Raw genomic sequence first — 14207 nt, 5'->3', positions numbered from 1 at the left:
CTTGCATCGCCAGTGATTCACCGACGCCCCAACTTGAGTCTAAAATTTTAGGAGTTCCACGACTGTCCTGCGGGGGCTGCCGTTTTTGGGCGGGTCAAGATGCAGTGGATTTTCCATTTTAGATTTTTCGACTTTGCGAGCGAACAAGTTTGAGATTTTGGATTGACTTGCAGCTTTGCGAATCACCGGATTTCAGCAAGGGTCTAAAATTTTGCGATAATTCACTACTTATAGCAGTTCTCACTCTCGATGAGGTATCGATAGATCCCTCAATCTAAAATCTCAAATCTAAGCCTGTTGCTCACCTTTTTGAAATAGGCTATAAGTCGGGGCTTGTACTTGTTTCTGGCGGGTCAGCAATAAATAATACAATTATACCACATTTGATAAATGCAAGACTTTGATGCGATCGTAATTGGTAGCGGTATTGGCGGCTTAGTCGCAGGCTCGATGCTTTCTCGCTACGGGAAGCGGGTACTCGTCTGCGAGAGCCACACCATAGCGGGCGGGGCGGCTCACAGCTTTTGGCGCGGGGGATTTCACTTTGATTCTGGGCCTTCTTTTTATTGCGGTTTGAGCGATTCGCAGTCGCTCAATCCTTTGTCGCAAGTCTTGAATGTGTTGGAGGAATCGATCGCAGTAATTGCCTACGATCCGCTGGGCCATTACCATTTTCCTGAAGGAAGTTTGCCAGTTTATGCTAATGCGAGAAATTACTTAGATGCTGTAGCTAAATTCACACCGCAAGGCGCTATAGAATTGCAGCAATTTCAACAAAATCTATTAGTTGTGTATGACGCTTTGCGTGGAATTCCGGCTTTGGCGCTGAGATCGGACTGGCAATTGATACCTGTGTTGCTGTCTCGGTACTCGCCTGCTTTGCTGAAGCTGTTACCGTCATTGGGGGCGATCGCCAGTTCGGCTGGTACATTAATGGATAGAGACGTGCGCGATCCTTGGGTGCGGCGTTTGATCGATTTGGAATGCTTTTTGCTGTCGGGCTTGAAAGCCCACGAAACTGTCGCGCCAGAAATTGCTTTTATGATTGGCGAACGATCGCGAGTGGCGATCGAATATCCTGTAGGAGGCAGCGGTGCGATCGTCGATGCCTTAGTTCGAGGCTTGCAGCGGTGGGGAGGAAAATTTCGATTGGGAACACCAGTCGAGCAAATATTAGTTGAATCCGGCAAAACCACGGGCATTCGCTTGCAAAACGGCGAAATTATCCGCGCCCCAATTGTCATTTCAAATGCCACCGTTTGGGATACTTATACAAAGTTACTGCGGCCTGAAGATTTGCCGGCCAACTACCGAAAAACGGCTTTATCGGTGCCAGCAATAAACAGTTTCATGCACCTGCATTTAGGCATTAAAGCAGACAAACTCGAAGGATTGACCGGCCACCACGTCGTCGTTCACGACAGTACAATTGACATTACAGTACCCGGAAATACCTGCATGATTTCGATTCCGACAGTGTGGGATAAAACTCTAGCGCCGCCCGGACATCATGCCATTCACGCTTATACATTGGAACCTTACGCAGGTTGGGAATACGGCGGCGGTTATCAGGAAAAGAAACAAGGGCGATCGCAATCTCTGTTCAAAGCTTTAGAAAAAATTATACCGGATTTGCGATCGCGAATAGTGTTAGAGTCGATCGGCACACCGCTAACCCACGCCCGATATTTGCGCCGATATCAAGGAACCTACGGGCCTGCAATCGCCGCCGGAAAAGGCACATTTTCCGGGCCGCAAACCCCAGTCAAAGGCTTGTATCGGGTGGGAGACAGCACCATGCCGGGAATTGGCGTTCCCGCCGTCGCAGCATCGGGTATTTTGTGCGCCAACACCCTGGTAAATTCCGATGTGACTGCACAATTTTTGTAAACTAGCAGCAACAGGTTTGTAGTGAAGACTTTAGTCCTCTTTAAAATTATCAGAGGACTAAAATCTGCAGGATCGAACACTTTATCCACCAGCGGCAAAACTGCCCATAATTGCGATCGACAAAGCCAAACCTGGCAACAGCAGCACTACTAACATCAAAGCATCGTGCGAACTCATAACTTTCTCCTGATACCAACGTTCCACATCCTATCACAAGAGCCCAGATTTCGCCACGTCCTTAACAATTAAAACCGACATATAGATTCAGGATTGACAGGACAAATCTTATTCACAATCGGATTTCCGCGCAAGTCAAGCGCCGTCAACCTTTGCAAATATTGCAGCCAACCGATTTCAGAAATTTGATTATTGTACAAATCGAGCAAAAATAAATTATTCAAAGCTTGTAGCGCCCCAGCCTCCGAAATCCGATTATTGAACAGATAAAGTTGAGTCAAATTAGTTAACGATTTCAGCGGACTGATGTCTGATATTTGATTGTTACCTAGGTTTAGTTCAACTAAAGCAGTTAAATCTGCCAAAGGACTAATATCAGATATTTGATTTTGGAATAAAACTAATTTTTTTAAATTAGTTAAAGCTTTTAGCGGAGTTAAATCAGATACTTTATTCTCGAACAAAAATAGCGTGTGTAGATTTTTCAAAGAAGCCAGCGGGCTGATGTCTGATATTTTATTTTGGTAAAGATAGAGAACTTTGAGCTCAGTTAAATTTGCTAAAGGAGCGAGATTGTGAATTTTATTTGCGTAGAAAATTAGCGATTTTAACTTGATTAAATTTTTCAAGGAACTGATGTCGGATATTTGATTGTCAAACAAGACAAGTTCCGTAAGATTAGTTAAAGCAGCTAGGGGAGTAATGTCTGATATTTGATTGGTATCTAGAACGAGTCTAGTCAGATTAGTAAGAGATGAAAGCGCGCTGATATCTGATATATGATTGACATCCATTACCAGAGTTTTCAGTTTAGTTAAAAATTGCAGGGGAGTGATGTCAGATATTTGATTGCTGTCGAGTATCAAACTCGTAAGTTGAGTGAAAGATGAAAGGGGACTGATATCGGTAATTTGAAGTTGTTTGAGGTTGAGTTCTGTTATACTAGAAAGCAGTTCATCGGCTCGATCGCATTCGGCAGTATCTGATATTTGCAACAGTATATCTACGGTATGTTTCGCACCGGGAGAGAGATTTTCTTTATGTTTGCACCAATCAGGAAAATTACTGTAAGTTGTTGTCATGGAATTTGATATAGCCTTTCTTAGAAAGATGAGGTACTATCCGGCATAAGGGATAGGGCATGGGGCATGGCGCATAGGGCATAGGGCATAGGGCATAGGGCATAGGGCATAGGGCATATCTCACTTTTTTGAGAACCGCTATATTTCGGATTTTAGATGTCATTCCTAAACGCATCAGCACCTTCCAAATATAGTTTTCTAAGGTTCGTAGTGCGATTAATCGATCGCACATGACACAAGTCTTAGATTTGGGATCAGTATAGCAACTCTTTTTAATTTGTGAATTAAATTTTTGGCATATTTTGATAATTTTTAGCAAAAATTGTGTAAAGTAATCTTAACAGTCTTGATTCTATCGCATTTTGCAGGAGCAAATAGCAAACTATGACACCAGAACTAATTTTCAATGCGGGTAATCTGTTTGTTTTACCTTTTTGGGCAATTATGATTTTATTACCAAACTGGGGAATTACCAGAAAAGTAATGAATTCCTTTATTCCGTTTGTGGTGCTCGCCCTCTTGTACATATATTTATTTGGTAGCAGTCTGACGGCGGAAAATGCGGCGGCTTTGTCCAATCCAAAACTAGCAGATATTGCTAAATTTTTGGGAGAAGAAACGGCGGCGGCTACGGGATGGATTCATTTTTTAGTGATGGATTTGTTTGTCGGGCGATGGATTTATTTGGAAGGACAGCGGACAGGAGTTTGGACGGTTCATTCTTTGGCTTTGTGTTTGTTTGCAGGGCCGATGGGATTGCTTTCCCATATTGTAACTGCTTGGATTACTGCCAAGTTTTTTCCGAATTCTGAGGCGGCGGCAAGTGTTATATCAAATCCGTTAGCATCGGAATAGTAAATTCAGGCGTTGACTGTTGACTGTTGACAGTTAACAGTCAACATCATGAGGATTGCAACCGGAATTGATATCACTTCACAGGACATTATCTGCGTTTATCGGTGTTGCATCTACCTGACATCTGCGGTTGCTGTATCAATTCAGTGATTCATGCAATTGTTCGTTTATTCAACAGTAGACACAAGGCGCGCCCTAGGAAATCAACAGAATTTTAAGAAGTGGCTAGGGGCAGGACTAAGCGGGCGACAATTGCATTATTTTCTAACCTTTCTAAGGAAAATTCTCCCCCCATTAAGCGTACCACTCGCTGACAAATTAAAAGATTTTGGACGATCGATCTATGTGACGAAACGGCCAGTATATCGTGGTGGGAACCGCCGTTGAAAGCAGCAATTAACTGTCGATCGCACTTTCGACCGCTATCGAGCACAGACACCTCTAACAAATCTTCCCCTAACAGTACAGAACGAATCTCAATCTTGTCACCAACTCCAGAGCGCCTGCAAGCCAACGCCAGCAATTCGCACAGGATCAAATCCAGCTTGATGCTGTCAGCGCGAACGCTCAAAGTCTTGCCCGCAGACACCGACACAGCAGCCTCCGTGTTGACTTCCAGCAAGACTTGCGACTGTTTGACACCGGCGGCCGCGCGATCGAGCGATCGCCTCAACCAAGCGCTCACAGACACCGCATCTTGTGCAAATTGCAGCCGCCACTGTTCGTGTTTCAACATCAAATGAGTTGACCCCAAAGCATTGCCCATTTGTCGCAAAACCTGTTGGTAGCGCAAAGTTTTCAGAGCATCCTTTTGTTCCTTCGCCGACTGCAAAATCGACTGGCTCAACTCCCCCAACTCCTTCATCCCCGCTCCCACAGTGCGGTAAAAATCCTCAAAACGTCGCAGCTTGTACCAGTTGAGCATTTCCAGATCCAATCGCTGCGACTCAGTGGCAGATTGCACCACCAAATACCTGTGCCACCAAGCCAACTGAGACACCATCGAACTCAGTAAATTCACCGACAACTCAGACCACTGGCGGCCGTGAGCGTCGGCAACCACCACAATGCCCGTGGGAGCGTGTTCTGGGGCTGTCTGCAGTGTCACCGCCATAATTTCGCCAATTCCAGGACTGCGGAGCCACCGCTTCGTCGCCAGCGGGACTTGGCTTAAGTTCAGTTGCAGCAACCCTCTTTGCGCCAGGGTTTGCTGGATCAAAGCATCTGTTTGCACGGGAATCTCGGCATCGGGATTGAGGGCAAATACGGGATTGGCCGCTACCGCTGCAGAGATTGAACCCAACTCCTGGCCCGGATGCCAAGTAATGATGGCTACTAAAGGACAGGAAATTATCTGGGAAATTTGTTGAGCAAAGTTACGATCGAGTTTTTGCAGCGGCAACTCTGGGAAAATTACAGCCGAAGCAGATTTCTGTTGCCCGAATTGCACCTCGCCAGAATGCTGCAAAACGGCTAACCCAGATTTGAGCGATCGCGAGAATTGCTGATATTTATCGATTTGGGAACTTTGCTGCCAAGAGTGCAAGATTAATCCTAGCTGTTGGCTGACTATTTCAACTAACTCTCGCTCCGCGCGCTTCCAAGTACGAGTGGCGCTGTGCCCAACAACCAGCAAACCCTCGATCAATTTTTGATTTTCGACGGGCGATTTGGGATTGCTGTTTTCGGACTTTGCCGTTTTCCCCCTAGTGTTCGATGCCAAAAGCGATCGCACACCCGACTCCGCCAGCACTTCCCGCCAAGCTCCCAACCGCCCGTCTTCCTCCCAATTTTCAATCCCCAGAGGTTCCCCGCACTCTTGCAGCAGCAGCCTGTCAGCCGCATCGAGAGCTTTGAGCGGCGAAGGCACTGGCCTGCGGTTGCGGGGCAGATTTTGGGAGACAATTTCAAAGCAATTTTGTTCTTCACCGTACAGCAACAGCAAAAAATATTCGCATTTGAGCCGAGAGCACAACTTTTCGGCAGTATTTTTCAAAGTCGCCTCCCAGTCAGCATCGCTGTAAATGGCACGAGCAATGCCGGCAGTTAAATCTCGATCGAGCTGTGCTTGCTCAATCTTCTCCTCCATTTCCGACAGAGGAGCAGTCAAAGCCACCAACTCCGCCACTCCCCGCAAGTAATGTTTTTCATTGTCTTGCCAAATCCGCGCCTCCGTCGCTTCCACTGCCAGAAATCCCAACAATTCGCCTTCGGAAACAATCGGCGCAGCCAACAGAGAGCGAGCGCGGATTTGCTGCATCAACCGCCCAGTCAGCTCAGTTTTCAGAGAACTGTGAGATTCACCGATCCAAACCATTTGTTCTGCAGTCAAAGCCTGATAAAATTCGCCCAAGTCTTGCACCGTGATCCCCGAAGCCGGTCGCTGGGGGCCCAAACCCGGAGACACTTGGCGGTTGCTGACTCTGCGCCAAAAATAGCGCCGCTCTGCCTCGAACCAATAAACATTAGTCCGCGCCGGCTCGATAAATTCATGGGCCTGTTCTACTACCGCTTGCAAGTATTGATCGAGCGATCGCAATTCCCGCAACTGCGAAATCAGCGCTAATAGAGACTCATCCGGGTGTTTGACTTGTTCTCGCTGCCAATCTTTTTCTATTTGATAAAGAGCAGTTGCCAGCGCTCCAAATACGATCGCCAACTGCGTTTTTTCCTCCGACTTTGGCGACGCTCCCCACTGGTCTGTCCCCAGCAAAATCACGCCGTAGCAGCGGTCTTTGTAGCGCAACGGAAACAGAGTCGTGCCTTGAACGTTGAAAGTTTGAGCTGCCTTGCGCCATTCTCCCGCTCTATTTTCCGATCGCAAATCCGGGACTCCCACCGGGCGCAGTTGAATCACCACTTGTTCGAGCAAATCCCCCGGATTCAGGGCAAACCGCTGTTTGAGAAAAGACAAGTCGCCGTTAGGAGTCATGCCGCCTTTCCCGAACAATCGGTGAGCTTGTCGATCGTACAATCCGATCCAAATCAACCGCCAATCAAATTCCGCTTGCAAGTAACCCAGAGTGGTTTCCAGCAACACTTCCACATTCTCCTCTTCTCGCAGAGTTTGGAGAACGCGCTCCAGGCGCGCCATTTGTTCGTCTAAATCCTTCGATCTTTGCTCATGCCCCATTTTCCAACTTCCCCACACCTTTGTCCAATTTCAAATTACCAACTTAAAAAAATTAAAAATTAAAATTAAAAACAATCAACCTATAATATAATCGTCTCAATTATGATTCAATCTCAAACATTAGATAAAGTCGATGGAAGTTGAAGTAAAAATCTTCGCTTCGTTGTCGTCGGCTCCTGAATATTTTTATTTCCCTTCTAATTTCTCATTTGTCAAGTTCCCCAGGACAAGTCATTGGATATATATCAATCTAGCGTGCGCCCGTTGTTGTTTTCCGTATTGAAAACCGACGCCGAGTGGCTGCACAACCGCACTCTCCAAATTCTCGAACTCGCAGCCAGAACCCAGTCAAACCCAGCAACCAGCCAAATGCTCTGGCGATTGCAAAAATCTTTGGGAGTGCAAGATTCTCGCCTCGAACAATCGAAGTGGGGAATAAGCTTCAAAAACCCTGTCGGTTTGGCCGCCGGATTTGATAAAAACGGCCAAGCAGCAGACATTTGGGCAAATTTTGGCTTTGGCTTTGCCGAAATGGGTACAGTCACCAGCCAAGCGCAGCCGGGAAACCCCAAACCTCGCTTGTTTCGCTTAGAGGCTGACAGCGCAGCCCTCAACCGCATGGGCTTTAACAATCAAGGAGCCGCAGCAATGGCCGCCCGGTTTGAGGCTTCCCAGAAACAGTCAAAATCCGAGGCCTCGCGTTCCATGCCTCAGTCACCTTACCCGATCGGCATCAATCTCGGTAAATCTAAAATAACACCGTTAGAGCAGGCAGCAGCCGATTATTTGGAGAGTTTTAAGCTGCTCAAAGATTGGGGGGATTATTTTGTAGTCAACGTTTCATCTCCAAATACGCCTGGATTGCGATCGCTCCAAGATGCTGCGGGGCTTAGCACAATTTTGGAAATTTTGCAACAAGAAAACCGGGGAATCAAGCCAATTTTAGTCAAAATTGCGCCGGATTTGGAGATGGAGGATATCGCATCAATCCTCGACATCGCCAAAACCTACCAACTAGCAGGAATTATCGCCACAAACACCACCATCCGGCGCGACGGATTAAAAACCCAAATATTGCCAGAAACAGGCAAACCCATCACCGAAGAAGCCGGCGGAATTAGCGGCATACCAGTGCGGGGGCGATCGACAGAAATCATCCGATTTATCTGGCAATATACAAAAGGCGAACTACCCATAATAGGAGTTGGCGGCATTTTCACCGCCCAAGATGCTTGGGAAAAAATCGCCGCCGGCGCGAGTTTAATTCAAGTCTACACAGGTTGGGTTTACGAAGGCCCTTGGATGGTGCGCCGAATTTTGGAAGGTTTGCTGCAAAAATTAGATGAAAAAGGATTTAATTCAATTTGCGAAGCCGTTGGTTGCGAAAATATTAAATAATTCCTCCTTACCAGGAAGAACCTGGTAATGCACCAGAGGCGAGGCTAGGCCTCTATTTGCCGGATACAATATCAATTTTATCCATCTTATTAAAATCAGGAAAATAATTATGAGCGCACAAGAAATAGGAGTTCCCAGAAACACCATGTCAGGTAGCTTGTTGCTGGCTAAAAACTTAGGTTTTGAACCTAAAACAGTCATAGATGTCGGCGCGGCATTGGGAACTTTTAACCTCTACGAAACCTTTCCGAATTCGCGACATTTACTAATTGAACCCATCGCAGAAAATGAACCTTATCTCGCCAAAATTTGCCGGAAACTCCCAAGTGCAGAATATATTATTGCTGCAGCCACCAAAAAATCGGGAGTTTTCACCCTGAATGTCAGTCCATCTATGTTGCATTCTTCAATTTCAGAAAATCGCGTTACCGACAGCAGCAATCCTTATTTGAGAAACATACCTGCAATTACGCTGGACGGAATATGCAGAGAAAGAAATTTACCAGGCCCGTATTTAATTAAAGTCGATGTAGACGGACAGGAATTAGATGTTTTAGCGGGAGCAACGGAAATTTTGCAGCAGACTGAATATGTAATTGTTGAAGTTACTTTATTTGGTCAAATGTATGATGTCATGAGTTTTATGAAGTCCCAAGGATTCGCAGCTTACGATATTGTTGATTTGGGATATCGTCCGATTGATGCAGCTTTGTGGCAAGTTGACATGGCTTTTGTCAAAGAATCTGGTCGCTTTAGAAGAGATAGTCATTACGCGACAGGAGAGCAGGATATTGAACAAGTTAACTCATATCTCAAAGCTTATCGGGAAAGTTTCATCAAGCATATTGAAACTAATTACAGCGATGCTGTAGAGCCGGAACCGCAGGTGAGTCAAGCTGTTTTGAGCGATGAATATGTAATCATTTAACTCAAGTTTCTCGGAATGGGGAATTATAGAGCAATCCTAAATCATTTTCAATAACTGGTTGAGAGGCTAAGAGCCTAGGAATCGATGTCACTATTGAAGAGTCTCGCCTGCGAAAATGGAGGCAGAGCCTCCGGATCTGCGTTACCAGGCAGAGCCTGGTAACGAGTAGATAGCCAACAGTCAACAGTCAGTAGGGGCGGTGCCCCCGTGCCCGCCCTCTTAACAGCCAACAGTCAACAGTCAACAGCCAACAGTCAACAGTCAACAGTCAACAGCTTACAAACTTAAAAAAGGTATATTGACTACTTCTCCGGCAATTTCTCCTAATTGTACTTTTAGCCCAGGGCCGCCTGCTTTTGTGCGAATGTAAGCAAGACCAAAAAAACCAGATTCTGTTTGGACAAAACTGGTGAGTTTGCCGACTTTTTCGGCTCCGATTGTGATGATTGTTCCGGGTGCAACTGCGCCGCTCAATTCCACGCCCCAAAGTTCCTGTTTTACTCCTTTGTAGGTGTTCAATCTGGCAATTGTTTCTTGACCGATGTAGCAACCTTTGTCGTAGGAAATGGTGTTTGACAAACGGGCTTCTAGGGGGTTGTAATCGTCGGTGAGTTCAAAATCGGGGGCGGGGCGGCCTTGTTCGATTCGCAGTTGTTCCCACACGCGATCGCCCATCGGTACGGCCCCAGCTTTGACTAATGCTTTCCACAAGTGGGCTGCATCGCTGGCTGGCGCAATTAATGTGTATCCGGGAGTGGCTAAACCGCTACCAACAGCAACTCGAACACCTCCTCGATCTCCCTCTTCGTAAGGGGGAGAAAGAAGGGAATTTTTGATCGTTTTGTGAGTAGCGTAGGGTTGATTTTCCAGTTCGCTAACTCCGAGTTTTTCTAATAGTTGAGTGCTTTCCGGGCCTAGGAGGCTGAAAGCGATTGTTGTATCGGTTAAATCTGTTAATTCTACGCGATCCATTGGGAAAATGTAGCGATCGAGCAATTCGAGGAGTTGGCGGCGGCGGTTGGCTGAAACTAGCAGCAGTACAGCATCTTCTGTAGCATAGGCGGTGGCGAGGTCGATCGTCCGGGCGGTGGATGTGAGGAAAACGGTGTCGCAACCTTGACCGGGTTTGAGTATGTTAAAGTTATTGGTGCTTTGATTGTGCAGGAACCGCAGGCGATCGCTATCTGAGATTTGAATGCGTCCCCAGTGAGTGCGATCGTACAAAGCCACACCTTGTTTCGTTGCTGCGATGGCGGCGCCGTCGTTACCAAAACTGACTGGGACTGTTTCTGCGGTTGTTAATTCTGCAAATGTAGCGCCGGCTGCGGCTTGAATGTCGTGCAATTCTTGAATCATAAGATTTTGTTGGCTGTTGACTGTTAACTGTTGGCTGTTGGCTGTTGGCTGTTGGCTGTTAACTGTTGACTGTTAACTGTTGACTGTTAACTGTTGACTAATGACTAATGACTACTGACTAATGACTAATGACTAATGACTAATGACTACTGACTACTGACTACTGACTACTGACTACTAACTACTGACTACTGACTACTGACTACTGACTCAAATTAGCGAAGATTTCTTGTATTAATTGGCTGGCTTTGGTATCAAGACGATTCCAATCTACATCGCCAGTGTCTTCTTCAATCAAGCTAGTATCAATTACAACTTCTTGGCTTTGCATTGGAGTGTGGGCTGGCGGGTAGTTGACAAAGCAGATTTGATAGCAAAGTTCCCAAATATCGACGGATTTTTGCTCGCCTTGATGCTCTAAAATTAGTTGATAGCCGGGAATTGGAACCGCCACGTTTTGATAAGTTCCCGTCCAGGGGGACTCCTCTAATTGTTTGCGGATGTTGTCGAGGACTCGAATCATGGCGGGCTGCATGAGAAGTTCAGCTTGCTTCCAGGCGATCGGGCTAGTTATTTTAGGCTTCATATACATGATTCTAAAAAGGAAAATCTATGAATTAATTTTCCTGCATAGAGTACCTATTTGCGGGACATCTGCCACAAAATGTTAAATTTAGTCGTCACCAAATTCAAAAGTCAACCGTCAACAGCAACAGTTAAAGCCGTTCTCGGCTTAACGGCTAAAAACGGCTGAAATTGTTGATATTGAGTTATTGGATGGGCGATGTAGGATTTGAACCTACGGCATCCTGCGTGTAAAGCAGGCGCTCTACCACTGAGCTAATCGCCCAATTGCGCTTACAGGGATTTATCATATCACAGTATCCCAGAAAGATCAACTAAAAAAATCATAAACTTTCAATGCCCTCTGGCCGCACGCACGATCAAATCACTCTATGGAGTTTGCCCTTGGTGGCAGCCCTCACCTTTGGCCATACTCTGAGCAGCAACCTGACTTTGCTCGTTTCTGGCAGCTTTTTATTCGGCGGGCTGATGTTTGGCCCCGACTTGGATATCTACTCCTGCCAGTATCAGCGCTGGGGATGGTTCAAGCCGATTTGGCTCCCCTACCAAAAAAGCTTGCGCCACCGCTCTTTTTTGTCCCACGGGCCTCTAATCGGCACTGCTTTGCGAATCTTGTATCTCGCGATTTGGATCGCGGTTTTCGGAGTGTTGGGATTGGTAATTGCTGAAAAAATTGGAAATTTAGCCGGGAATTGGCAGGATTCGGTTTTGGGTTGGGGTCGATCGATCTCAGAACACTACATCGAAATTTTAGCAGTTTACATCGGTCTCGAATTGGGCGCGATGAGCCACTATTTGAGCGATTGGGGCGGCTCCGCTTACAAAAGATTCAAAAAGAAAGGCTTGAGCGGGTTGCGCCCTCCTAAGACAATTAAAAGGCGAAACATCAAAGCTCCCCGCCGCACATCTAGCAAATCTAACAGGTAAATTTTAATGTCTAATTCCCACAGTAGATCGCTCGCTGCACTCGAAAACTTGATAGAAGTTGTGGCGGCGTTGCGATCGCCCGACGGCGGATGTCCTTGGGATTTAGCCCAAACTCCCGAAACCCTAATTCCTCACATCATCGAAGAAGCCTATGAAACCGCCGACGCGATTCGCAAAGGAGAGAAAGATGCGATCGTCGAAGAATTGGGCGACTTGCTATTGCAGGTAATTCTGCAAGCTCAAATTGCCAGCGAATCCCATCAATTTACCTTCGCCGAAATCGCTGGGGGAATTACCGAAAAACTGATTCGGCGACATCCCCACGTTTTCGGGGATGTAGAAGTCAAAAGCGTGGATGAAGTTAACGAAAACTGGGAAAAAATCAAAGCTGCAGAAAAAGGCACAAATTCGGAAAAGCCACCAACCTTAGCCTCAAAAATGAGCCGTTATGCCAGCACTTTGCCTCCCATCGCTGCCGCCGCAAAAATCTCTCAAAAAGCTGCGGAAGTGAGTTTTGATTGGGACAATGTAGACGGCGTTTGGGATAAGTTTCATGAAGAAATGGCGGAATTTGAACACGCTCTCAAACACGAGGATAAGGCAGCACAGGAGTCGGAGTTGGGAGATATTATGTTTGTGTTGATTCAATTGGCTCGCTGGTACAATTTAGATGCGTCGGCTGCTTTGCACGGAACGAGCGATCGCTTCGTGCAGCGGTTTGCTAAAGTTGAGGCTGCGTGCGATCGACCTTTGTCGGATTATCCGCCCGAAGAGTTAGATGCTTTGTGGCAGCAAGCTAAGGCAATGCTGGCGAAACAAAAGGGCGAGGGGTAATCAATCGCCGCAGATAAACACAGATCAAATGACATCAGCGTTCATCCGCTAATATCTGCGGTTCAAAACTCCCCATCTCAATAATTTGGTTGCATCAGTTCAGATGTCAGCAATCAACTACTCGTAAAGCTTTGCGTCATTGTACGGCGGATGTTCGCACGCAATGTAAAGCGCGTTTGTGGGTTCTAGCGCTTCCGCTGTCACCGGATCGATCGGCTTGAGGACAAAGCATAGCAGAGAGAGCGATCGCCAATCCAAATTATCCAGCTTCCCGCGTTCGTAGCGGTTGAATGTGGCGGCACTAATACCCACATCTTTGGGTACGGGTTGATTTGTAGCTGTGAACAGCGCCTCTTCATATCCCTTGGTTTTAAATTCTGTTTCGCTGACAGACCAGCCTGTTGTCTGTCTTGCTGCTTTCAGAAGTTTGCCCAATCTACCGCGTCCTGTATCCGTAAATCGCACAGGGCGCAGTTTTTCCCGATCGACGACAGCCTTAAAGTCAAGAAATCCCGGCATTTTACAGATCCAACTTAATGCGGCAAGGGGTCGCCCGTTATAGCGCTTCGCTTAACGGGTGGGGAATTACCGCCAGCAAGTAAACGCGCAGCACGATTTAATTTGGTACTGATTGTTGTTCAACGTATTTTTTTAGCTGTTCAATCGTAACACCACCACAACTAGCTACAAAATAGGAGCCAGTCCAGAACACAGGTTTATAGTAGAAATTGCTGAGATGTTCCGAAAATTTTTTACGGATTAACCGACTAGATACAGTCTTAAGATTACCGATTAATTTACTCAACTGAACTTGTGGCGGATATTGAATCAGAAGATGCACATGGTCTGATTCACCATTAAACTCGATAATACTTGATTCCCACTTGTCACAGGTATCCTTAAAGATTTGCTCTAGTCTATACAGCAAATCTTTCGTAATCACCTTACGCCTATACTTAGTGACAAAAACTGTATGAGCGTTAAGTAAGTAAACAGACCTACAGCCTTTTTCGTATAAGGGGGTTGACATAATGCGTTAAAC

Annotated in this window: 12 protein-coding genes and 1 tRNA gene; 6 read left to right on the top strand and 7 right to left on the bottom strand. The window is 46.3% G+C overall.

Features of this window, described 5'->3' with window-relative positions; translation table 11 throughout:
- Nucleotides 1–390 precede the first annotated feature (390 nt).
- Nucleotides 391–1890, top strand: a complete 1500-nt coding sequence (locus tag QUB13_RS01845) for a phytoene desaturase family protein (protein ID WP_333378309.1) — start codon at nt 391–393, stop codon at nt 1888–1890.
- A 245-nt stretch (nt 1891–2135) separates the two neighbouring features.
- Here QUB13_RS01845 and QUB13_RS01840 read toward each other — a convergent pair whose 3' ends face one another.
- Entirely contained in the window at nt 2136–3149 is a 1014-nt protein-coding gene (locus QUB13_RS01840; protein ID WP_333378307.1) for a leucine-rich repeat domain-containing protein, read from the bottom strand.
- 384 nt (nt 3150–3533) lie between these two features.
- Here QUB13_RS01840 and QUB13_RS01835 point away from each other — a divergent pair, with 384 nt between their 5' ends.
- The gene (locus QUB13_RS01835; RefSeq protein ID WP_333091266.1) at nt 3534–4004 is read left to right on the top strand and encodes an ABA4-like family protein; all 471 of its coding nucleotides are present in this window, start codon (nt 3534–3536) and stop codon (nt 4002–4004) included.
- Between the two features lie 214 nt (nt 4005–4218).
- Here the strand turns inward: QUB13_RS01835 and QUB13_RS01830 are convergent, their stop codons facing one another.
- On the bottom strand, nt 4219–7137 hold the full coding sequence (locus tag QUB13_RS01830) for a sensor histidine kinase (RefSeq protein WP_333378304.1): 2919 nt from the start codon (nt 7135–7137) through the stop codon (nt 4219–4221).
- A gap of 234 nt (nt 7138–7371) precedes the next feature.
- Here QUB13_RS01830 and QUB13_RS01825 point away from each other — a divergent pair, with 234 nt between their 5' ends.
- Together QUB13_RS01825 and QUB13_RS01820 are read left to right on the top strand one after the other, a co-directional pair.
- A complete protein-coding gene (locus QUB13_RS01825) occupies nt 7372–8535 on the top strand; it encodes a quinone-dependent dihydroorotate dehydrogenase (RefSeq protein WP_333378301.1) in 1164 nt (387 codons plus the stop codon).
- Between the two features lie 109 nt (nt 8536–8644).
- Nucleotides 8645–9463 (top strand): FkbM family methyltransferase, encoded by an 819-nt coding sequence (locus QUB13_RS01820; RefSeq protein WP_333378298.1) that lies wholly within the window; start codon nt 8645–8647, stop codon nt 9461–9463.
- Between the two features lie 276 nt (nt 9464–9739).
- Here the strand turns inward: QUB13_RS01820 and ygfZ are convergent, their stop codons facing one another.
- The 3 genes from ygfZ to QUB13_RS01805 all read right to left on the bottom strand — a co-directional run bounded on the left by ygfZ (nt 9740) and on the right by QUB13_RS01805 (nt 11669).
- Entirely contained in the window at nt 9740–10819 is a 1080-nt protein-coding gene (gene ygfZ, locus QUB13_RS01815) for a CAF17-like 4Fe-4S cluster assembly/insertion protein YgfZ (protein WP_333378295.1), read from the bottom strand.
- 202 nt (nt 10820–11021) lie between these two features.
- On the bottom strand, nt 11022–11405 hold the full coding sequence (locus tag QUB13_RS01810; protein ID WP_333378293.1) for a hypothetical protein: 384 nt from the start codon (nt 11403–11405) through the stop codon (nt 11022–11024).
- A 192-nt stretch (nt 11406–11597) separates the two neighbouring features.
- Nucleotides 11598–11669, bottom strand: a tRNA-Val gene (locus QUB13_RS01805).
- A 71-nt stretch (nt 11670–11740) separates the two neighbouring features.
- On the opposite strand from QUB13_RS01805, the gene QUB13_RS01800 reads away from it, so the two are divergent.
- Together QUB13_RS01800 and mazG are read left to right on the top strand one after the other, a co-directional pair.
- Nucleotides 11741–12331, top strand: a complete 591-nt coding sequence (locus tag QUB13_RS01800) for a metal-binding protein (protein WP_333378290.1) — start codon at nt 11741–11743, stop codon at nt 12329–12331.
- Between the two features lie 6 nt (nt 12332–12337).
- Nucleotides 12338–13165: a nucleoside triphosphate pyrophosphohydrolase gene (mazG, locus tag QUB13_RS01795; protein ID WP_333378287.1), complete on the top strand. Its 828-nt coding sequence runs from the start codon at nt 12338–12340 to the stop codon at nt 13163–13165.
- Between the two features lie 117 nt (nt 13166–13282).
- Here the strand turns inward: mazG and QUB13_RS01790 are convergent, their stop codons facing one another.
- Together QUB13_RS01790 and tnpA are read right to left on the bottom strand one after the other, a co-directional pair.
- Nucleotides 13283–13684 (bottom strand): helix-turn-helix domain-containing protein, encoded by a 402-nt coding sequence (locus QUB13_RS01790; RefSeq protein ID WP_333378284.1) that lies wholly within the window; start codon nt 13682–13684, stop codon nt 13283–13285.
- 97 nt (nt 13685–13781) lie between these two features.
- Nucleotides 13782–14195, bottom strand: coding sequence for an IS200/IS605 family transposase (gene tnpA, locus QUB13_RS01785; protein ID WP_333378281.1), 414 nt, complete (start codon nt 14193–14195; stop codon nt 13782–13784).
- Nucleotides 14196–14207: the final 12 nt, after the last annotated feature.

This window comes from Microcoleus sp. B4-D4 (assembly GCF_036705185.1).
Classification (GTDB): domain Bacteria; phylum Cyanobacteriota; class Cyanobacteriia; order Cyanobacteriales; family Microcoleaceae; genus Microcoleus.
Note: the sequence above shows the minus strand (reverse complement) of the source record. Positions and strands in the feature narration are given on the sequence as shown.